The 19,738-nt window shown below is 71.8% G+C and carries 19 protein-coding genes; 6 read left to right on the top strand and 13 right to left on the bottom strand.

The window, feature by feature from the left end; translation table 11 throughout:
* Positions 1 to 113 precede the first annotated feature (113 nt).
* Positions 114 to 1,220 (bottom strand): FAD-dependent monooxygenase, encoded by a 1,107-nt coding sequence (locus tag GA0070619_RS01725; RefSeq protein ID WP_088946426.1) that lies wholly within the window; start codon positions 1,218 to 1,220, stop codon positions 114 to 116.
* Positions 1,221 to 1,520: 300 nt separating this feature from the next.
* Between GA0070619_RS01725 and GA0070619_RS01720 the strand changes: the two genes are divergently transcribed.
* Positions 1,521 to 2,642: a GH12 family glycosyl hydrolase domain-containing protein gene (locus GA0070619_RS01720; RefSeq protein ID WP_088946425.1), complete on the top strand. Its 1,122-nt coding sequence runs from the start codon at positions 1,521 to 1,523 to the stop codon at positions 2,640 to 2,642.
* A 73-nt stretch (positions 2,643 to 2,715) separates the two neighbouring features.
* On the opposite strand, the gene GA0070619_RS01715 is transcribed toward GA0070619_RS01720, so the two are convergent.
* The 4 genes from GA0070619_RS01715 to GA0070619_RS01705 all read right to left on the bottom strand — a co-directional run bounded on the left by GA0070619_RS01715 (position 2,716) and on the right by GA0070619_RS01705 (position 5,504).
* Positions 2,716 to 3,306 (bottom strand): hypothetical protein, encoded by a 591-nt coding sequence (locus tag GA0070619_RS01715; RefSeq protein WP_088946424.1) that lies wholly within the window; start codon positions 3,304 to 3,306, stop codon positions 2,716 to 2,718.
* A gap of 159 nt (positions 3,307 to 3,465) precedes the next feature.
* Positions 3,466 to 4,437, bottom strand: coding sequence for a golvesin C-terminal-like domain-containing protein (locus GA0070619_RS01710; RefSeq protein WP_088946423.1), 972 nt, complete (start codon positions 4,435 to 4,437; stop codon positions 3,466 to 3,468).
* Positions 4,437 to 4,589, bottom strand: a complete 153-nt coding sequence (locus GA0070619_RS32635; RefSeq protein ID WP_172861953.1) for a hypothetical protein — start codon at positions 4,587 to 4,589, stop codon at positions 4,437 to 4,439. The genes GA0070619_RS01710 and GA0070619_RS32635 overlap by 1 nt, the downstream gene beginning before the upstream one ends.
* Positions 4,590 to 4,715: 126 nt before the next feature.
* On the bottom strand, positions 4,716 to 5,504 hold the full coding sequence (locus tag GA0070619_RS01705) for an aldo/keto reductase (RefSeq protein WP_088946422.1): 789 nt from the start codon (positions 5,502 to 5,504) through the stop codon (positions 4,716 to 4,718).
* Positions 5,505 to 5,598: 94 nt separating this feature from the next.
* On the opposite strand from GA0070619_RS01705, the gene GA0070619_RS01700 reads away from it, so the two are divergent.
* On the top strand, positions 5,599 to 6,642 hold the full coding sequence (locus tag GA0070619_RS01700) for a DNA polymerase ligase N-terminal domain-containing protein (RefSeq protein ID WP_088946421.1): 1,044 nt from the start codon (positions 5,599 to 5,601) through the stop codon (positions 6,640 to 6,642).
* 14 nt (positions 6,643 to 6,656) lie between these two features.
* Positions 6,657 to 7,847 (top strand): threonine synthase, encoded by a 1,191-nt coding sequence (locus GA0070619_RS01695; RefSeq protein ID WP_088946420.1) that lies wholly within the window; start codon positions 6,657 to 6,659, stop codon positions 7,845 to 7,847.
* A 52-nt stretch (positions 7,848 to 7,899) separates the two neighbouring features.
* Here GA0070619_RS01695 and GA0070619_RS01690 read toward each other — a convergent pair whose 3' ends face one another.
* The 4 genes from GA0070619_RS01690 to GA0070619_RS01675 form a co-directional block, all read right to left on the bottom strand.
* On the bottom strand, positions 7,900 to 9,267 hold the full coding sequence (locus GA0070619_RS01690) for a pectate lyase (protein ID WP_088946419.1): 1,368 nt from the start codon (positions 9,265 to 9,267) through the stop codon (positions 7,900 to 7,902).
* Between the two features lie 241 nt (positions 9,268 to 9,508).
* Entirely contained in the window at positions 9,509 to 11,308 is a 1,800-nt protein-coding gene (locus tag GA0070619_RS01685) for a glycoside hydrolase family 15 protein (RefSeq protein WP_088946418.1), read from the bottom strand.
* 48 nt (positions 11,309 to 11,356) lie between these two features.
* Positions 11,357 to 11,749 carry a cupin domain-containing protein gene (locus GA0070619_RS01680; protein ID WP_088946417.1) on the bottom strand — a complete coding sequence of 131 codons (393 nt, stop codon included), beginning with the start codon at positions 11,747 to 11,749 and terminating at the stop codon, positions 11,357 to 11,359.
* A gap of 270 nt (positions 11,750 to 12,019) precedes the next feature.
* On the bottom strand, positions 12,020 to 12,907 hold the full coding sequence (locus GA0070619_RS01675; RefSeq protein ID WP_088946416.1) for a sulfotransferase domain-containing protein: 888 nt from the start codon (positions 12,905 to 12,907) through the stop codon (positions 12,020 to 12,022).
* 91 nt (positions 12,908 to 12,998) lie between these two features.
* Here GA0070619_RS01675 and GA0070619_RS01670 point away from each other — a divergent pair, with 91 nt between their 5' ends.
* Complete coding sequence (locus GA0070619_RS01670; protein ID WP_172861951.1) at positions 12,999 to 14,114, top strand: beta family protein; 1,116 nt, start codon at positions 12,999 to 13,001, stop codon at positions 14,112 to 14,114.
* Positions 14,115 to 14,121: 7 nt separating this feature from the next.
* Here the strand turns inward: GA0070619_RS01670 and GA0070619_RS01665 are convergent, their stop codons facing one another.
* Together GA0070619_RS01665 and GA0070619_RS33730 are read right to left on the bottom strand one after the other, a co-directional pair.
* On the bottom strand, positions 14,122 to 14,403 hold the full coding sequence (locus GA0070619_RS01665) for an adhesin (RefSeq protein WP_088946415.1): 282 nt from the start codon (positions 14,401 to 14,403) through the stop codon (positions 14,122 to 14,124).
* A gap of 193 nt (positions 14,404 to 14,596) precedes the next feature.
* Positions 14,597 to 15,670 (bottom strand): NAD(P)-binding domain-containing protein, encoded by a 1,074-nt coding sequence (locus GA0070619_RS33730; RefSeq protein WP_088946414.1) that lies wholly within the window; start codon positions 15,668 to 15,670, stop codon positions 14,597 to 14,599.
* Between the two features lie 109 nt (positions 15,671 to 15,779).
* Here GA0070619_RS33730 and GA0070619_RS01655 point away from each other — a divergent pair, with 109 nt between their 5' ends.
* Positions 15,780 to 16,496, top strand: a complete 717-nt coding sequence (locus GA0070619_RS01655; RefSeq protein ID WP_088946413.1) for an MIP/aquaporin family protein — start codon at positions 15,780 to 15,782, stop codon at positions 16,494 to 16,496.
* Positions 16,497 to 16,562: 66 nt separating this feature from the next.
* Positions 16,563 to 18,146 carry a D-alanyl-D-alanine carboxypeptidase/D-alanyl-D-alanine endopeptidase gene (gene dacB, locus GA0070619_RS01650; protein ID WP_088946412.1) on the top strand — a complete coding sequence of 528 codons (1,584 nt, stop codon included), beginning with the start codon at positions 16,563 to 16,565 and terminating at the stop codon, positions 18,144 to 18,146.
* A gap of 45 nt (positions 18,147 to 18,191) precedes the next feature.
* On the opposite strand, the gene GA0070619_RS01645 is transcribed toward dacB, so the two are convergent.
* Positions 18,192 to 18,521 carry a hypothetical protein gene (locus tag GA0070619_RS01645; RefSeq protein WP_172861950.1) on the bottom strand — a complete coding sequence of 110 codons (330 nt, stop codon included), beginning with the start codon at positions 18,519 to 18,521 and terminating at the stop codon, positions 18,192 to 18,194.
* A gap of 113 nt (positions 18,522 to 18,634) precedes the next feature.
* Positions 18,635 to 19,588, bottom strand: a complete 954-nt coding sequence (locus tag GA0070619_RS01640; protein ID WP_172861949.1) for a hypothetical protein — start codon at positions 19,586 to 19,588, stop codon at positions 18,635 to 18,637.
* Positions 19,589 to 19,738: the final 150 nt, after the last annotated feature.

Genomic DNA, 19,738 nt, shown 5'->3' with positions numbered 1-19,738 from the left:
CGGTTGTCCCGCTCGGCACACGCTGGTTATCGGCGGGCCGTCATCCGCAAGGAGGATAGTCCCCGGCAGGTCGCAGCGCCGCGTGGGGTGGCGTGACACGATCTACTACGGGCCTACAGCGGGCCGAGCAAGAGCCGGTAGTGCTCCCCGAAGATGCGGCCGCCGCGTCCGCGCAGCAGGGGGTCGCGCAGCGCCGGCGGCACGTCCCTGGTGCGGTTGCGGTCCCGGGTCCGGTCGCGCACCCAGCGCGTACGCGGCCGGCGACGACTCTCGTACGCGACCAGGGCCGCGTCCACGCTGCCGGCGGCACGCAGCGACTCGGCCAGCACCACGGCGTCCTCCAGTGCCATCGCCGCGCCCTGCGACAGGGTCGGCGCGGTGGCGTGCGCGGCGTCACCGATCAGCAGGACGCGACCCCGGTACCAGCGGCCCAGCTCCACCTCGTCAGTGATCCCGACGTGCACCTCGTCGAGCGCCGCCAACACCTCGGGCACCGGGCCGCGGTAGTCGGCGAAGAGTTCGCGCAGCCGGGCCAGTGGCTCGGCCGGCTCCTCGGTGCCGGCCTCGTCGGCGTACAGGTGCAGTCGCCCGGCACCGATCGGCACCATCAGGAACCCGGAGCGCTGGCCGAGCAGGGCGGTCCACTCGGCGACCGGCGGGCCGTCGCGGAGCACGGCCCGGTAGACCACCTGCCCGACGGGGCGCGGCGGCCCACCGAGCGCGGCGAGGGCCCGCACCGAGGAGCGCGGCCCGTCGGCGCCGATGACCAGGTCGTACTCGGTGGTGGTGCCGTCGGTGAAGGTGACGCCGACGGCGCCCGGGAGCAGGTCCAGGGTGCGCACCTCGGCCCCGTGGCGGACGGCGCCGCCGGCGCCGCTGAGCAGCACCCGGTGCAGGTCCGCCCGGGGCAGCGCCCGGCATTCGCCGACGCCGGCCCAGAGGGTGTCGAGGTCGACGTCGCAGAGCTTCGCACCAGCGGCATCGAAGAAGTGCTGCCGGTGGATCACCTGCCCGAGTGGACGGACCGGGTCGTGCAGATCGAGCCGGTGCAGTGCGCGGGCGGCGTTGCCGGGCAGGTAGAGGCCGGTCTCGGTGGACTCCCCGGGCGGCAGCCTGTCGGTGACGTCCGGCCGGAAGCCCGCCAGGCGCAGTGCCCGGGCCACGGCCAGACCGGCGATGCCCGCGCCGACGACGAGGATGCGCAGGGGGGAGCCACCCATGGTGGTGTACGCCTCCGGAGGGGGAGCGGAACGCGTTGGAGGCAACACGCTACTCGGAGCTATTCGCCCACACCAGGCCCCAATCGGCCGGCTCGGCGGCGCTCGTCGGCGGCGCGCGTCGCTTAGCTGGCCGTCAGGCGACAGCCGTCCGGGGGGTGGTGGCAATCCTCACAATTCACCAGTTTGACGCGCGCGGTTGCGGATGAGTTTCAGACATGTGAATGTGTCATTGAGCGTGGGAGCGCTCCCGCACAGCCCCACCACATCCGGCGCCCGGCACGCGCCGAGTCAAGGAGCGTCATGAAACGTCAACTTCGAGCCCTGGCCGCCGCCGGTCTGCTGCTCGGCAGCTCGCTCGTCGCCGTGGCCCTCGGCGGCAACGCCTCCGCCGACACCCAGATCTGCGAACAGTACGGCTCGACCGTCATCCAGAGCCGGTACGTGGTGCAGAACAACCGCTGGGGCACCACCGCCCAGCAGTGCATCAACGTCACCGGCAGCGGCTTCGAGATCACCACCCTCAACGGCAGCAGCCCCACCAACGGCGCACCGACTGCGTACCCCTCGGTGTTCTTCGGTTGTCACTACACCAACTGCTCCCCCGGCACGAACCTGCCCATCCAGGTGAGTCAGATCAGCAGTGCCACCAGCAGCATCTCCTACCGGTACGTCAGCGGCGCCACCTACAACGCGTCGTACGACATCTGGCTGGATCCGTCACCCAAGCGGGACGGGGTCAACCAGATGGAGATCATGATCTGGCTCAACCGGCAGGGCCCGATCCAGCCCATCGGCTCCGTGGTCGGCACGACGAATCTGGCCGGTCGGACCTGGGAGGTCTGGCGGGGCAGCAACGGCTCCAACAACGTCATCTCGTACGTCGCGCCGTCGGCGATCTCCAGCCTGAACTTCAGCGTGCTGGACTTCATCAACGACGTCCGTAACCGGGGCGCGATCACCAACTCCTGGTACCTGACCAGCATCCAGGCCGGCTTCGAGCCCTGGCAGGGCGGCGTCGGCCTGGCCGTGACGTCGTTCTCGGCCTCCGTCAACGGCGGCGGCAACCCCACCACCCCGCCGCCGACCACCCCGCCGCCGGGCAATGCGGCCTGCGCGGTGAAGTACACCGCGAACTCGTGGAACAACGGCTTCACGGCCGACGTGCAGATCACCAACACCGGGTCCAGCGCGATCAACGGTTGGACGCTCACCTACAGCCTGCCCAGCGGCCAGCAGGTGACCAACGCCTGGAACGCCACGGTGAGCCAGAGCGGGTCGACGGTGACCGCCCGCAACGCCGGCCACAACGGGTCCGTCGCACCCGGTGGCACGGCCAGCTTCGGCTACCAGGGAACGCTGAGCGGGTCGTACTCGTCCCCGACCAGCTTCTCGCTCAACGGGGCCACCTGCTCAAGGAACTGAGGGGCATCACCAGGCTGCGGGGGCGTGACCTGAACGGTCACGCCCCCGCGGCGTCTGTCAGTGCCGGACCTGCTCAGGCGGCCGGCGGGATGGTCCGCGTCCGGGACAGTTGGCCGAAGCTGGTAGCTGGATCGTCGTAGGTGCTGCCGAACCCGCTGCCGGAGACGGTCGTCCACGCGGACGTGCTGATGTGCACGCTGCCGTCCTCACCCGTCCACCGCTCGCGCCGGAGCGGCTCATCGAGAGCCACCCAGGTGACCTTGAGGGTGGTGCTGCCCGTGCTTTCCTGCCGCTCGCCGCAGATCTCGTCCCCGTCGACGAAGTCGCAGTGCTGCTGAGACTCCTGATAGGGCACCGTCGCGGTGAGGTTCGCACCCGTCAGCGAGAACGAGAAGCGGGTGACCGCCACGTCGTACGCGCGGCGGGAGACGCTGTCGCAGCCGCGCACGCCGTCGGTGACGGCGCAGACGCTCTTCTGCCACTCGACGTCGACGACGGTGTCGCCGACCGCTGGCCGGGTCACGTCGACGAACATGCTGCCATCGCCGTCGAAGTGGGCGTGCGCGGTCCGGTTGACGGTGTCGGCCTGCGCCGGGCCGGCGACCAGCGTGACCGTGGCGGCGGCGGTGATGCCGACGGCCAGGACGGTGCGAAAGCGAATCACTGTGCTCCCTTACTGAGGTGGAGTGATGATCTTAGATCAATCCACCGACATCCGGCGCACGGTTCTGATCCACTCGGAGTTCCCGGAAGGCGGGGCGTCCTCGCACCCGGACACCCCGACTTCCGGGAAGTCGAGTCGATCAAGCGCGGGCGGCCGAGGTCAGACCCGGGTGAGGCGTACGGCGTCGGCGACAATCAGACCCGTCGCGCTGCTCCACCGGCTCACGCCCACCCGGTTGGCGTCGCCGGCCGGCAGCGTGAACGTGCCGAGGGACCGCCACTGCCCACCGGTGGCCCGCTGGTCGACGATGATCGTCCGGTTGCCGGTCGTGGTGGAGACGACGTACGGGGTGGCACCGTTGTAGCCGGAGGTCGCCGGCCACCACGCATCGACGCGGTAGTTGGCCGTCGCCGGGACGTTGAACCTGTACCAGGCGACGTCGCTGGCCGCGACGGGTTCCGCGTAGCGGTAGTCGGCGCCGTACCGCTGCCCGGAGTACGTCGACACACCCCAGTTGGCGCTGGCGGTGAACCGACCGGAGGTGGTGTTGTCCACGATGGAGGACCACGCCGGGGGGTTCCCGCCGCCCGACATCTTCGCCGCCACGTCGGCGCGCATGACGTTCAGGTCGATGAAGGACGGGTCGATCTTGCCGCTGGTGCTGGTCTCCCGGTGCCCCCGGGCGTAGCTGCTGTCCCGGCCCAGCCGGGTGAGCACGGCGGCGGTGGCGGCGATCGACGCGTTGTACTGCGCGGCGGTCATCTCCTGGTTGACGCCGTTGTAGTCGATCTCCCACCCGATCATCAGGGTGTTGCCGTCCCCGGCCGGGATCGGCCCACTGCCGCCGCTGGTCCCGGCGTGGTTGCAGCGGCCGGCGGAGATGACGTGGAAGACACCGTTGTAGTCGACGAGCGCCTGACAGAGCGGGCCGGCCAGATCCGACCGGCCGTTGATGCAGATGCCGAGCGCCGGGTGCGGGTTACTGGCGCTGGAGGTCGCGGCGGTGTGGTGCCAGAGCACCCCGATCGGGTCGAAGGAGCCGGGCCGCATCCGGTTGAGCCAGTCGCCCTCGACGACGACCTGGACCCCGGCACCGCGCAGCACGTCCACGAGCCAGGGAATGGTGGCCATCAGGCGTCCTGGAGCAGGTCGGCGAGGCACTCGGCCTTCGGCGCGGCGCTGGCCGGGGCGGGTCGGGCGACGACTGTCAGTGCGGCGACAACCAGGGCGGGGATGCCGAGCACCCCTCGGCGGTGCAGACGGATGGACGGTGTGCGGGCCATGGCGATCCTCCAGCGACAGGGGGACACGAACGGATCGACGATCGTGATGACGGGACGCTATACCGTCACGTACGTCGATGTCGATACCCTTCATTGCCGAGTCACGGAGTGAAGAAAACCGCCGGTTCAGACCTCGCCGAGCGCGTCGATGTCGCGCATCTCCTCCGCCGTCAGAGAAAAGTGGAAGACGTCGAAGTTCGCGGTGATCCGCTCCGGGGTCACCGACTTCGGGATCACCACGATCTCGTGGTCGATGTGCCAGCGCAGCACCACCTGCGCCGGGGAGACACCGTGCGCGCCGGCGATCCTGGTCAGCACCGGGTCGCTCAGGTCGCTGGTCTTGAACGGGCTGTAGCCCTCCAGCACCACGCCCCGGTCCCGGTGCTCGGCGTGCCGCTGCCGGTCGTACAGCGACGGGCTCCACCGGATCTGGTTGACCGCCGGGTTCTCCTCGGTGGACTGGATCAGCTCGTCGATCTCCGCGGTGCTGTAGTTGCTCACCCCGACCGCCCGGACGAGGTTCTCGTCCCGGGCGGCGAGCAGCTCCCGCCACAGCGGGATGCTGTCCGCGGCCGACGACGGCGGCCAGTGGATCAACCAGAGGTCCACCTGGTCGACCCCGAGCGCCTCCAGGCTGGCCTCCAACGTCGCGCGCTCCCGGCCCACCCGGTCCGGCGGGAGCTTGGTGGTGATGAAGACGTCCTCCCGGCGCAGCCCGCTCTCGCGCACCGCCCGGCCGACCTCGCGCTCGTTGCCGTACATGGTGGCGGTGTCGAGGTGCCGGTACCCGGTGTCGAGCGCGGCCAGCACGGCGTCGTAGCCCGCCTGGCCGGTGGCCTGCCAGGTGCCGAAGCCGAGCAGGGGCATCCGCACGTCACCGGGGAGCAGGGCGGTGGGCTGGTCGGTGTGGTCCATGAGGTCCGTTCTACCCCGCCGCGCCCCCGGCCGCCGAGCGAACCGGACACTCCGGCATCCAGCGCGGTGGTCCGGTTTATCGGAGAATGCGGGTGTGACCGACCGGCTGGAGGAGTACCGGCGACGACGGGACGCGGCCCGTACGCCGGAGCCGGTGCCGGAGCAGAGCCCCACGGCGGCCGGCACCGACACCGGCCGCTTCGTCATCCAGCAGCACCACGCCCGCAGCCTGCACTGGGACCTGCGCCTGGAGCACGAGGGGGTGCTGGCCTCCTGGGCGGTGCCGCGTGGCCTCCCCCGCGACCCGGGCCGCAACCACCTCGCCGTGCACACCGAGGATCACCCGATGGAGTACCTCGACTTCTCCGGCGAGATCCCGGCGGGCGAGTACGGCGGGGGCCGGATGCTGATCCACGACCGGGGCACCTACCGGTGCGAGAAGTGGCGCGACGACGAGGTGATCGTGACGCTCTCCGGTGACCGGACCGCCGGTCGCTACGTCCTGTTCGCCACCGGCGGCCGGGACTGGATGGTCCGACGTACCGACGCGGCGCCGCCGGGTTGGACACCGATGCCCGACCTGGTCCGCCCGATGCACGCCACGCCGGCCGCCAGGCTTCCCCGCGACCGCGCCGCCTGGGGGTACGAGCTGCGCTGGGACGGGGTCCGGGCGATGGCGTACGTCTCCGGCGGGCGGCTGCGGTTGCTCTCCGAGACCGACGAGGACATCACCGGCGGCTATCCGTGGCTGCGGGCGATGGCCGAGGCGCTCGCGCCCACCGAGGCGGTGCTCGATGGTGTGCTGGTGCGCATCGACGGTGCCGGCCGGGTGCGTCCGGTCCGTCAGAGCACGGGCAGCCGGGTTCCCGCAGGCGCGCAGTACCTGATCGTCGACCTGCTCTGGCTGGAGGGCGTCAGCAGCGTCGACGTGCCGTACGCGCAACGCCGGGAGCTGCTCGATGGGCTGGCCCTGGCCGGTGCGCACTGGCAGACTCCGCCGTGGTTCCCCGGCGCGGGCGACGAGGCCCTGCGCGCCGGGCAGGAGCAGGAGCTGCCGGGCGTGGTCGCCAAGCGGCTGGACTCGGTCTACGAGCCGGGGCGGCGCAGTCGACGCTGGCTGAGCGTCGACGCGGTGTGACGGCGAGGAGCGACGTGTACCTGACCCACCTGGACTGCCCGCGCTGCGGCAAGGAGCACGCCGCCGAGGTGTTGCAGAACCTCTGCGAGTGCGGTTCCCCGCTGCTCGCCCGCTACGACCTGCCTGCGGTGGCGAAGGCGGTCACCCCGGAACGGTTTCCGCTGCGCCCGGCCGACCTGTGGCGCTACCGGGAGCTGCTGCCGGTCGCCGACCCGCGGCACGTCACGACGCTCGGCGAGGGCTGGACGCCGCTGCTGCGCACCCCGGCGTACGGCGCCGAGATCGGCATCACGGACCTGATGGTCAAGGACGAGGGGTTGATCCCGACCGGCTCGTTCAAGGCGCGCGGGGCGGCGGTCGGGGTGAGCCGGGCCCGTGAGCTGGGCGTCGAGCGGATCGCGATGCCCACCAACGGCAACGCCGGGTCGGCCTGGGCCACGTACGCCGCGCGGGCCGGAATGGGCGCGACCATCGTCATGCCGCTGGACGCTCCGAGCATCTGCCGTCGCGAGTGCGTCGCCGCCGGCGCCGATCTGCGCCTGGTGGACGGGCTGATCAGCGACGCCGGTCGGCGGGTCGCCGAGCTGATCGCCGCGTCCAACGGGTCGATCTTCGACGCCGGCACGCTGCGCGAGCCCTACCGGCTCGAGGGCAAGAAGACGATGGGGTACGAGATCGTCGAGCAGCTCGGCTGGCAGACGCCGGACGTGATCATCTACCCGACGGGCGGCGGTGTCGGCCTGATCGGCATCCACAAGGCGCTGCACGAGCTGCGCGAGCTGGGCTGGATCGGCGACAAGCTGCCCCGGCTGGTGGCGGTGCAGTCGACGGGCTGCGCGCCGATCGTGCGGGCGTTCGCCGCCGGTGAGGATCGGGCGCAGCCGTGGGTGGACGCGCACACTGTGGCGTTCGGCATCACCGTGCCGACGCCGCTCGGTGACGAGCTGATCCTGGCGGCGCTGCGAGAGTCTTCCGGCACGGCCGTCGCCGTCGACGACGCGGAGATCCTTGCCGACCTTCGGGACTTCGCCGCTCGGGAGGGGCTGCTGCTCTGCCCGGAGGGGGCGGCCTGTCTGACCGCGGCCCGACACCTGCGCGCCGGTGGGTGGATCCGGGCCGGCGAACGGGTGGTGGTGCTCAACACCGGCGCCGGGTTGAAGTATCCGGACACCGTGGACGTGTCCGGCGTACCCCTGATGGGTTGAACGCGCGAGCACCCCGCGGACGTGGTGGTCCACAGGGTGCCGGCGTGTCGATCTACTGGTAGGTGATGTCCGAGGGTGAGTAGAGGCAGTTGACGCCGTCGGCGCCCTCGCCGATCTCGGTCGGCTCGCTGCCCTTCGGCACACCCTTGTACTTGACGCAGATGGAGGTCTCCCGGTCCGGGTCGCCGATGATGGTGATCCGGCTGAACCGGGCGGTGTCACCCCAGTTGGTGTTGATGCCGGCGATCGCGTCGGTGTCCCGGACGATCACGTTGTCGATCACCACGTGCCGCTGGTACGACGTCGAGCAGTTGCCGCAGGCCCGGTAGAGCTTCCCGGCGTTCTCCACCCGGAAGTTCTTGATGTAGACGGTGCCCGAGCCGTTGTGCTGGAAGACCTTGTCGCTGGCCGAACGGGCGCCGCCGCCGTCGACCGTGTACGTGGTGCCGCCCCGGAAGGTGGCCGCGTCCTCGCCGACGTCCTCCCACCAGACGTTGATCAGGGTGCAGTTGCCCTCGCAGTGCACGCCGTCGCCGGCCGGCGCACCGATGATCACGTTGCGGAGGGTGGCGCCGGCGGCCAGCTCGAACATCGGGTCCTGGCTCTCGCTCTGCCCGCCGTCGCCGATGCCGTAGTAGCGCTTGAGCCCGCCGTCGAACGTGCCGGAGACGGCGATCGTGGCGTCGACCTTCTGGCTGCCGGTCGGCGTCGGCCAGCCAGCCGGCGGCGGAGTGGTGGTCGGTGGCGGAGTGGTCGGCGGCGGCGTGGTGGTCGGTGGCGGCGTGGTCGGGGTGCCGCCACCGGACGAGTCGACAGTCACGTCGTCGAAGCCGCCACTGGCGTACGCGGTGACCAGGCCGATGCGGCCCGCGCCGGTAAGGCTGTTGCTGCCGGAGGCGATCTGCGTGCCGTTGACGAAGCCCCGGATGGTGCTGCCGCTGGTCTCGATGCGCAGGGTGTACCAGGTGCCGGTGCCGACGCCCAGCGCCGCCGAGCCGATCGCGGTGACGCTGCTGCCGTTGACCGCCTGGAGCTCGGCCCGACCGGAGCCTAGCAGGGCCAGCCGGTACATCTTGGTGCTGCTGGTGGACCGCGCGGCCAGGCCGACCAGGGCGCTGGAGGAGCCGAAGCTCGCCGGCCTGACCCGGGCCTGCACGGAGTAGTCGGTCCAACTGGTCTGGCCGGCGAACTGCCGGGCCAGCTCACTGCCGGCGTTGGACTGGTTGAGCACGCCTGAGCCGTCGACCGTCCAGGTGCCGCCCGACTTGGACCAGCCGGAGGTGTTGCCGTCGTTGAAGTCGTCACTGAAGACGGTGGCCGCGAAGGCCGAGGTCATGCCGGCGGTGAGGGCTGCCGCGGTCACGCCGGCGCCCACCGCCAGGAGTAGTGGTCGGCGGCCGGAGAGTCGTCTCTTCTGCACAGTTGTCCTCCTTGACGCATGTGGTGGCGATCCCTCGGCGCCCACTCGGGGACGTGTCGGCACGGCATTCGGCCGTTGCCTGGGATCGGTGCGCGCCCCCGTCGGATGCCCGGACCGAAGCGGGGTGAAGCGGGATCAAAGGCCCTGGGAAAGGGCTTTCCCGCTCCTTCGAGGCTAGGACTGCGCACGCATCGACGTCAATGCCTGGCGTTTGCAGGTCTGTTGCAGGATTTCGGGGTGATCAGTAACTGTCCGGCTTGGTCAACCGCCACGCCGCATTGATCAGCCCGATGTGCGAGAGCGCCTGCGGGATGTTGCCGAGCTGCGCACCGGTGGCCAGATCGATCTGCTCGCTGAACAGGCCCACGTCGTTGGCGTACCCGACCACCCGCTCGAACAGCGCCTCGGCCCGCTTCGACTCACCCGCCATCACCAGACACTCCACCAGCCAGAACGAGCACAGCAGGAACCCAGCCGGGTCCGTCGTCCACCGCCGCAGCAGGCCCTCCTCGGTGCCCAACTCCCGCTCGACCATCGCGATGGTCGAGCGCATCCGCGGGTCGGTGGCCGGCAGGAAGTGCGTCACCGGCAGGGCGAGCACCGAGGCGTCCAGCTCCGCCGACCCGAACGCGCCGGTGAACGCCCCGATCCGGTCGTTCCACCCCTCGCGCAGCACGGTGTCGTGGATCTCGTCGCGCACACGGGCCCAACGACCAGGATCGGCCCGATCTCCGAGCCGGTCGGCGAGCCCCACCGCCCGGTCCATCGTCAGCCAGCAGGACACCTTCGACGAAAGGTAGTGCCGCTCCTCGTCCCGGGTCTCCCAGATGCCCCGGTCCGGCAGGTGCCACGTCGCCGCCACCTGCTCGGTCAGCCCGAGCACCATCTCCCGCAACTCCTCCTCGAACGTCGCGCCGAGATAGTCGCGCAGCCGCCACACCGCCGACACGACCTCCCCCGGCACGTCCAGCTGCCGCTGCCGCCAGGCGTCGTTGCCGATGCGGACCGGCCTGCTGTCGCGGTATCCGCTCAGCTGGTGACAGTGGTGCTCGGAAAGGTCGCGCTCGCCCTCCACGCCGAAGAGCACCGGCACCGGTTCGTCGCCGATCCGGCCGATCGAGCGGGTCGCCCAGGCGAACAGCCGGGACGCCTCGTCGGGGCAGGCCGCCACCCAGAGGGCGCGCATCGTCAACGAGAAGTCCCGCAGCCAGGAGTAGCGGTAGTCGTAGTTCCGGTCGCCGCCGATCTGCTCCGGCAACGACGTGGTCAGCGCGGCGGCGACCGCGCCACTGCGGGCGTACGTGAGGCCGGTCAGCACTGTCGCGCTGCGCCGCACCAGCTCGGGATACCGACCGGAGTACCCGTGCGTCTCCCGGTACGCCTCCCACGCCCGCGTGGTCTCGGCGAGCATCGCCACCGGGTCCATCCGGACCGGCGGATCGCCGTAGACCTCGCCGAAGGCCACGTCCATCCCGACCACCTGGCCGGCGGACACCTCGAACTCGTGGGTCACCCGGTCGCGGCCCGCCCGCAGCTGCAGCCCGTTGGCGCGCAACACCAGCACCACCGGGCCCGCGCGGGCCAGCACCCCACCGTCGGCCTGCTCATGCAGGTACGGCGTGAGCAGGCCGTACTCCGGGCGGGGTGCGAAGTCCAGGCCCATCCGGACGCGGCCGGACAGCCCTTCCACCACCCGGATCAGCACGGCGGGTGAGTTTCTGCCCAGCTCGTGGGCGCGGGCGCCGATCTCGGCGGCCAGGGCATCGGTGACCGCCACGCTGCCGTGCGGCGTGTGGTGCACCGTCCGCAGCACCAACGTGTCCGGCCGGTACGCGCGTTCCACCCGGAACCTCGGGCCGCCGACGCCGACCGGCGCCAGCTTGAAGTGCCCGGCGCGCGGGTCGAGCAGCCGCCCGAACACGGAAGCTCCGTCGAAGCGGTGCGGGCACCACCAGTCGATCGAGCCGTCCTTGCCGACCAGGGCACCCGAACGGGAGTCCGAGAGGAACCCGTAGTCGGAGATCGCCGGCTGCTGCTCCACCCGCCGCGGTTACCCGTGGCGGCCCGGATCAGGCCGCCGCCGGGCCGGTCAGGCGGTCGGTGGCTCGTCCTTGCCCGCCGCCTCGGCCGCGTCGGCCTCCTCCTTGGTCTTGTGCACGGCCTGGTCGGCGTGCTCCGGCGGACCGTAGACCGTGTACAGCACCAGCGGGTTGGGGCCGGTGTTGACGAAGTTGTGCTTGGTGCCCGCCGGCACGACGACCAGGTCCCCCGCGACGACCTTCCGCTTGGCGCCGGCAACGCGAGCCTCACCGATGCCACTGACGAAGGTCAGGATCTGGTCGATGTCCTCGTGCACCTCCTCGCCGATCTCCCCACCGGCGGGGATGGTCATGATGACCAACTGGGTGTGCTCACCGGTCCACAGCACCCGCCGGAAATCCGGGCTCTTCTCGGCGACGGTTGCGATCGTGAAATGTTCCATGCCCACGCTCATACCCCGTTCTGCGGCGCGCCACGCCGGGACTCGCGAATGGTGGAATTCCCCACGGTCGGCAGGTTTGGATCCGGGCGGACCGGGGATCGACAACGCGGACCGGCACGAACAGCCGGTCGAGCCAGGTCCCCGCCGGCGTACCGCCGAACGGCTGCGGTGGTGGGAGACGGCCAGAGCGCGGCGACGCTCGACCACGGTCGAGCGGCGCCGCGCGCTCTTGTGAGCCGCCCCGTCTCCACGATCGACGAGGGCCGGGCCCTAGCGGTGCAGCCAGGTGAGCAGGTCGGGTGGGGCCAGCGCCGAGACCCGCTCCTGGTAGCGGGCCCGCGCGGCCGCGTCCAGCAGGTCGCGCCCCTGGCCCGAGCCGCCCTGGCGGAAGAAGGCACGGCGGTCGCGCAGCACGCCGAGCGTGTCCGGGGCGAGCCGGTCGGCGCGCTCCCGCATCCGCCCGAAGGTGGCCGCCTCGACCAGCTCCGGCCAACGCTCGGCGGCGACCGGGATGCCCCACCGGTCGGCGAGCCGCCGCATCTCACCACCCAGGTCGGCCAGCAGATCGTCGTAGTGCACCAACTCGACGTTCGGCTCGTGTCGACGGGCCCAGGCGTCACGCAGGTGCAGCATCACCCCGGGCAACGAGTCCAGGTCGGTACGCGGATCCACCTCCCGGTCGACCCAGCTCGGCAACCACTGCTCCACCGGAAGGCGCTTTCTCGGCGGCCCGGTCGGGGCGGGCTGGCCGGTCAGCTCGGCGAGGCGTACCCGGTCGAGGTTGCCGGCCTGGTGGTAGAGGGAGACGGCCATGTCCAGCGGATGCCGGGCCACCACCACGTAGTGCACCCGGGGGTCGAGCGGCACCCCGTCCAGGGGGGTGTGCGTCTTGATGAACCGCCGGTGCGGCTGCGCGGCCAACCGGTCGTACACCGCGTCCTGCGGCTCGGCCAACCAGTCCAGCCACGGCGACAGCACGTTCAGCGGCGCCGGCAGCTCCGGGGTGCCCAGCACCAGCAGCGCGCAGATCATCTGCATCCAGGTCGTGCCGCTCTTGGAGCGGGTGCTGATCACGATGTCGCCGTCGCGGAAGGGAAATCCGACCCACCGGGCGCTGTCCTCGTCGTCGGAGCGGTAACGATGGGCTGGCGTGGGCATCGGGAAATCGTAGTCGCGCAGCCGACAGCGGAGCAGCCGAATTACGACTCCACGGCCTGTGAGACATGCGCATGCCTGGCTAGATTGAAGTATGGTGCCCGCCCACGGGAGCCGGGCGGCGGAACCGGTCTACCGCCCCATTCTCGCCTGCCGACGAGGCGAGCTGGACGCTCTGAGCCACCTCGACTCCACAGCCGCCGCACTGGTCGCCCCGATCCTGGAGATCGGCACGATCGACAGGTCCACCATGGACACTCTCCGCCGGCTACCGCCCGGACTCCTGCCGGCCGTCGACGTCAGCGCGCTGCCCGACACCCCTGCGACAGAACTGGGCCGTTGGGACGTACCGCTGATGCCGGTGATCGGGCTCGCGGAGAGCGACCACCGGCTGGCCGCGCACGGCGCGGCGGCGCGGACGCACGGCCGGCGGGCGCTGGTCCGCCTGCGGGCCGGTCAGGACCGGGCCGGGCCGGACGGGAGCACGACCGCCGTGGAACGGGTCTGGCGGTGCACCGCTCTCGCCCCCGAGGAGTGCGACCTGCTGGTGGACGCGGGAGACGTGTGCTGCCCGGCGGATGTGCGGTCAGCCGAGCCTCGGGTGCGTCGCCTGCTGGACTGGGCGCGCCGGCACGCCTGGCGGTCCGTGACGGTGGCAGCGGGCGGGATGCCACCGACGTTGTCCCGGCTGCCCACCGACGAGCCAATCCGGCTCGACCGCTGGGACTGGCAGCTCTGGCAACGGCTGGCCGACGTCGGTGTCGACTACGGCGACTACGGGGTACACCCGGCCGTGCCCGGCACCGGCGACCCCGGTGACCGGCTGCCGACGGTGCGATACACCGACGACGGCAGCTGGTGGGTCTACCGCTGGGCGCGGCGAGGTGGCCGCAGCGAGGAACGGTTCGCCGACCTGTGCCGCACGCTGGTGTCCGCGCCGCACTGGCCAAGCACCGGCGCGGCCTTCTCCTGGGGCGACCACGAGCTGCTGCGCCGGGCCCGTCGGGGCGCCGGCGCCGGCTCGGCCGCCAACTGGGCGGCGTGGAGCACCTCCCACCACCTGGCGTACGTGCTCGCGACGCTGTCGCGCCCGGTTGCCGGCCTTGACGATGCCGGAGCTGACGAAGACGCCCTCCGCCCGGACGACGACATCGCGCCGAGCTGGCGCCCCCGGCCGGGTCCGCCGCAGCGGGGGCGAACGCCTCGGTGAAACCGTGCTACTGCCTCTCGGTGAAGCCGAACTGGATGATGCCCTCGTCGTCGACGGTGGCGTCCACCGACGCGTCGCCGAGCAGCTCGGCGGCATCCTCGTCCAGGAAGATCCGGGCGCCCTGGTTGTCGACCACACGGTCGCCCTGCGCCGGCTCGGGCACCAACTCCACGGTGAGCGAACCAGCCTCGGTGTCGGCGGCGATGCGGACCCCGCCGTCCTGGGCGACGTCCTGCTGGTTGGCGAGGTCACGGATGACGAGCACAGCGTTATCGGTCATGGTGAGCATGAGCGGAACTCCTCGTGGATTCTCGGCTCGCGGTCGGATGACGGGCAGACCGGACAGTCGGCCCGCGTACGAGCACACGTGGGAGGCGACAGGAGGGGCGAGCGGTCATCGCCGTCGCATCGGATCGGGGCAGCTGACGGCCCCGTCACCTCCACCGTGCCCGCTGGTCGGCGATCCGTCAAATAGAGCCAGGTCAGTCGAGAGCGGGGGCCGGGGCCAGCAGTGCGCGAATCTCGTTGACCGCCGCGCGGCCGGCCCGGTTGGCGCCGATCGTGCTGGCCGAGGGGCCGTACCCGACCAGGTGAACGCGCTCGTCGGCGACCACCCGGGTGCCGTCCATCGTGATACCGCCGCCCGGCGCGCGCAGGCCCAGCGGGGCGAGATGGTCGATGGCGGCGCGGAAGCCGGTGCACCACAGGATCACGTCCGCCGACACGTGTCGGCCGTCCGCCCAGGCCACCCCGTCGGGTGTGATCCGGTCGAACACGGGTAGCCGGTCGAGGACGCCCCGCTCACGCAACCGGCGTACCTCCGGGGTGACCGGCAGCCCGGTCACGCCCACCACGCTGCCCGGTGGGCGGCCGGCCCGGACCGCCTCGTCCACCCGGGCGACAGCGGCACGGCCCAGCTCCGCGCCGAACTCCTCGTCCCGGAACTCCGGCGGCCGGCGGGTGACCCAGGTGGTGGCTGCGGCGACGGTGGACACCTCGCCGAGCAGTTGCACGGCGGAGGTCCCGCCACCGACGACCACGACCCGCAGGCCGGCGAACTCGGTCGGGCCCCGGTAGTCGGCGGTGTGCAACTGCCGGCCGCGAAACGAGGACCGACCCGGGTAGTGCGGCCAGAACGGCCGGGTCCACGTGCCGGTCGCGTTGATCAGCGCCCGGGCGATCCACCGGTCCTGGTCGGTCTCCACGTCCAGCCGGCCGTCCGGCCGGGAGCGCACCGCACGTACCCGCACCGGCCGTCGCACCGGCAGCTCGAATGCCCTCTCGTACGCGGCGAAGTAGGCGCTCACCTGCTCGGCCGCCGGGCGCTTGGGCTCGGCGGGCGGGAGCGGCAGCCCGGGCAGGTCGTGGAAGCCGTGCACCCGGTCGAAGACCAGTGTGGGCCAGCGGTGCTGCCAGGCCCCGCCCGGCCCGTCGTCGCCGTCGAGGATGACGAAGCCGCTGCCGGGCGGGAAGCCGGTCCGGCGCAGGTGGTAGCCGGCGCTCAGGCCGGCCTGACCGGCGCCGATCACCACGACGTCCGCGGAGTGGGTGTCCACGCGGTGTACAACGCTGCGCCCGGCACCGCTGTGCCCGCTTTCGACCGTCGCGCCGATCACAGACCGCCATTCCGGCGACTGTCACCTGACCTGCGCTTACGCTGAGCGAATGAGCGACTTCCGTCGGTACGCGGCAGAGTTTCTCGGCACCCTGCTGCTGGTCTTCTTCGGAGTGGGCAGCGCGGTGGCCGCGCGGGTTCAGGGCGGCGTGGTGGTGGTCGCGTTGGCCTTCGGCTTCGTGATGCTCGCCCTCGTCTACACGATCGGCCCACTCTCCGGCAGTCACGTCAACCCGGCGGTGACGCTCGGTGTGCTGCTGTCCGGCAAGATCTCGGTGGTCGGTGCGATCGCGTACTGGATCGCCCAGTTCGTCGGCGCGACGGTGGCCGCCTTCCTGCTCTGGGGGCTGACCCGCTGGGGCGACGTCGCGGACCAGACCGGTGCACTGGGCTCGAACGGGTACGGCGCGCACATCAACCGGGGCGGCGCGGCGGTGCTGGAGATCGTGCTGACCTTCCTCTTCGTCCTGGTCGTCCTGGTGGTGACCAGCCGAAGCGAAAATCCGGGGACCGCCGGGGCGGCCATCGGGCTGGCCCTCGCCGCCACCCAACTCGTGGGCGTGACGCTCACCGGCGCCGCGGTCAACCCGGCCCGAGCGTTCGGCCCGGCGGTCTTCGAGGGCGGTGTGGCCCTGCGGCAGCTCTGGGTGTTCATCGTCTTCCCGCTGCTCGGCGGTGCGCTCGCCGCCCTGGTCGCTCCAATGGTGATGGGGGCGCAGCGGCACTACTGGGGTGGGCACGAGAAGTCGGTCGGCCGGCCGACGTAGCTCACGTGGCAGTAACTTTCGCGCGCTGCTCTTCTCCGGCGAATACCTTCGTGGCAGCATCAGCGCATGCATCGCCGTCACTTTCCCCGAGCCCTCGCGCTGCTCACGCTGGTCGCCACCGTGGCCACCGTCGGCGCGCCCGGTGCCACGGCCGAGTCGCCCACCCCCGCGACGACCCGACTGCACGCCACCATCGACACGATCCTGGCCGACACCCGACTCGCCGGCGCTCAGGCGTCGGTGGTCGTGGTCGACACCGGCACGGGACAGACGCTCTACGACCGCAACGGTGACCGCAGGCTGGTCCCGGCCTCCAACACCAAGCTGATGACCTCGACGGCGGCCCTGGAGCTGCTCGGCCCGGGGCACCGCTTCACCACCGACGTGCGCACCAGCGGCAAGCGCCGCGCCGGCCTGCTCTCCGGCAACCTCTACCTGCGCGGTGGCGGTGACCCGACCATGCTCGCCGCCGATTACGACGCGCTCGCCGCGCAGGTCGCCGCCGACGGCGTACGGGTGGTCGCCGGCAACCTGGTCGCCGATGACACCCGCTACGACCGCACCCGGCTCGGCCCCGACTGGACCTGGGACGACGAGCCCTACTACTACGCCGCGCAGGTCTCCGCGCTGACCGTGGCCCCGGACACCGACTACGACGCCGGAACCGTGATCGTGCAGGCCGCCCCGGCCGGTCGGGCCGGTGCCCCGCCGGTGGTCAGCACCACCCCGGCCACCGGGTACATCCGCGTCGACAACCGGGCCGAGACGGTCGCCGAGGGCGAGACCTCGATCTCGATCGAACGCGAACACGGCAGCAACACCGTCGTGGTGACCGGCCAGATCGCCGTCGGTGACGAGCCTGCCAGCGACTGGGTGACCGTCTGGGAGCCCGCCGGCTACGCGGCCGACGTGTTCCGGTCGGCGTTGCACCGGCACGGTGTGCGGGTGCTCGGCCGGACCGTGCTCGGCCAGCCCACACCGGAGACGGCCGACCCGGTGGCCCGGCACGACTCGATGAGCCTGGGCGAGCTGATGACGCCGTTCCTCAAGCTCTCCAACAACGGGCACGCCGAGGTGCTGACCAAGGAGATCGGCCGGGTGCTGTCCGGCGAGGGCACCTGGGCGGCCGGGTTGACCGCGATCAGCGAGTACGTCGCCGACACCGGAATGGACACCGGTCGGCTGCGTCAGCGCGACGGCTCGGGGCTGTCCCGGCGCAACCTGGTGCCGGCTACGGAGTTCGTCGACCTGCTGGCCGCCGTGCGCGCCGAACCGTGGTTCGAGACCTGGTACGCGGCCCTGCCGATCGCCGGGCAACCCGAGCGGTTCGTCGGCGGCACCCTGCGTAGCCGGATGGCCGGCACCGCGGCGGCGGGCAACGTGCACGCCAAGACGGGGAGCCTGACCGGTGTCTCCGGACTCTCCGGCTATGTCACCAGCGCCGACGGCCGCCTGTTGGCGTTCTCGATCCTGTTGAACAACTACCTGACGGCGTCGGTCAAGTCGCTGGAGGACCAGATCGCCGTTGCCCTGGCCGGGTTCCGCGAGGATGCTGCGACGGCGGCGCGGATGGCACCGCCAGCGGTGCCGGAGACGCCGCGGACCCCGGAGGGCGTCGAGTGCTCCTGGGTCAAGCCGATCACCTGTTGAGCTGTGGCCGGGAGGCACTGGTGTGCCTCCCGGCCGGGCGCGCGCTCAGGCCGGTCGGTCCGGTGGGGGGACCACCGCCGTGGGGTCGCCACGCTCGATGAGCGCGTCGATCTCGGCGGCCCGCAACCCGCGCAGCGCCAGCACCCGGGTGCCCCAGCGGTGCAGGCGGCACGGGTGCGGGCTGGCATCGTTGCGGCAGACCACTCCCCCGGACCACCGCCGGGGGGCGTGCACCACCACCGCCCGCACCGCGAACTGGGTGTCCTCGCCCGTCACGTACGGCGGCAGGGGGATGTCGCGGAGCACCTCCCCGGACGCTTCACCGGCACCGGACGAAGCGGCGCCACGGACGCGGTGGGCGGTGCTACTGCTCATCTCCGCTGCCTCCACACTGGATGGTCGGGTGGGAACAGCAGAAAGTTACGACCATATCGACGGTCCGCGACGGACAAACTGTCCCGCTGTGCCATCGCGCAGCGGTCGGCTGGTCAGCGCACCGCCACGGCCTGGAGGCCGACGTTGCCGCAGTGTGAGGTGAAGACCTTCTCGACGGTCCAGGTCAGGAGCAGTTTGGCGCCCTTCGGCACCGTGAACCGGACGGTGAACTGAGCGCTCTTACCGGTGTACGGGTCCTCCAGCACGGCGGTCCTGACAGCTCCGCCGGTGGACAGTCGCGCGTCCAGGCGCCCCCGGGCCATCCACGTGCCGGCATAGAGCTGGACCGTGCGCGACTCACCGCTGCCGGCGACGGCGAGGCGGAAACCGTTGCCGGCGCCGCAGGTGTAGACGCCGTTGGAGCTGTCGCTCGCCGACCGCTGGGACGAGCCGTCGGACCAGCGGACGTGCTCCTGGTTGCCGTCCCAGCCGACCCGCCTGCCGGCACCGCCCTCGTCGGCGATCTCCCCGGAGCCGGCCCGCTTGCGGACCGTCGAGGTGCCGCCGCGCTCCCCCCAGTGCATCCAGTCCCGGGCGCCCACGGCGGTGAGGTCGACCTCGGCGGGCATCTCTGCCTGGGTGACCGACAGCGCCGACGCCTCAGGTGATGGCGGCGGTGGGGCCGGTGCGCTGGCCGACGGTGTCGGCTCGGGCGAGGGTGGACGCTGGCGCGGACGCAGGCCCGGCATCGCCGGCCCCGCCTCACCGGTGCGCCCGTCGGTGGCCGGGAGACCGGGGGAACGGGCGGCGCCCGCGGTCACATCGCCGGAGCGACCACCCTGGCCGTCGCCGGGCTCCGGGTCCGACCGGCTGCCGAGGTAGGCGACCAGCACCACCAGACACGCGAGTACGGCCGCACCCTCCACCGCCCAACGTCGCCGCCGCCGGACACGGGCGACACGGCGCAGCACGGCGAGGGTCTGCCCGAAGGTGCCGGCGCCCGAGCGGTGCTTCGGCGGCGCGTCCCCGGCACCCGGATCCGCCCGCGTGCGGTCTTCGTCCGACACCGACCCCTCCAACTCCACCACCCGGCCGCCGTCGACCGCCGCGCGTCATACCGTCCACTGTGGGCCGTTTCGCGTTCGTACCGGCGTGGACGACACGCTAGATCCGGACTGCCTGACGTGTCCAGCCCGCAACCGGACGCTGCCGGACAA

It is taken from the genome of Micromonospora zamorensis, from assembly GCF_900090275.1.
In the GTDB taxonomy this organism is placed as follows: Bacteria; Actinomycetota; Actinomycetes; order Mycobacteriales; family Micromonosporaceae; genus Micromonospora; species Micromonospora zamorensis.
Note: the sequence above shows the minus strand (reverse complement) of the source record. Positions and strands in the feature narration are given on the sequence as shown.

Coding starts and splice junctions, on each gene's coding strand:
- GA0070619_RS01670 (WP_172861951.1), top strand. CDS start 12,999: ATGGTGCCCGCCCACGGGAGCCGGGCGGCGGAACCGGTCTACCGCCCC.
- GA0070619_RS01655 (WP_088946413.1), top strand. CDS start 15,780: ATGAGCGACTTCCGTCGGTACGCGGCAGAGTTTCTCGGCACCCTGCTG.
- GA0070619_RS01710 (WP_088946423.1), bottom strand. CDS start 4,437: ATGGCCACCATTCCCTGGCTCGTGGACGTGCTGCGCGGTGCCGGGGTC.
- dacB (WP_088946412.1), top strand. CDS start 16,563: ATGCATCGCCGTCACTTTCCCCGAGCCCTCGCGCTGCTCACGCTGGTC.
- GA0070619_RS01725 (WP_088946426.1), bottom strand. CDS start 1,220: ATGGGTGGCTCCCCCCTGCGCATCCTCGTCGTCGGCGCGGGCATCGCC.
- GA0070619_RS01720 (WP_088946425.1), top strand. CDS start 1,521: ATGAAACGTCAACTTCGAGCCCTGGCCGCCGCCGGTCTGCTGCTCGGC.
- GA0070619_RS01645 (WP_172861950.1), bottom strand. CDS start 18,521: ATGAGCAGTAGCACCGCCCACCGCGTCCGTGGCGCCGCTTCGTCCGGT.
- GA0070619_RS32635 (WP_172861953.1), bottom strand. CDS start 4,589: ATGGCCCGCACACCGTCCATCCGTCTGCACCGCCGAGGGGTGCTCGGC.
- GA0070619_RS01675 (WP_088946416.1), bottom strand. CDS start 12,907: ATGCCCACGCCAGCCCATCGTTACCGCTCCGACGACGAGGACAGCGCC.
- GA0070619_RS01680 (WP_088946417.1), bottom strand. CDS start 11,749: ATGGAACATTTCACGATCGCAACCGTCGCCGAGAAGAGCCCGGATTTC.
- GA0070619_RS01665 (WP_088946415.1), bottom strand. CDS start 14,403: ATGCTCACCATGACCGATAACGCTGTGCTCGTCATCCGTGACCTCGCC.
- GA0070619_RS01705 (WP_088946422.1), bottom strand. CDS start 5,504: ATGGACCACACCGACCAGCCCACCGCCCTGCTCCCCGGTGACGTGCGG.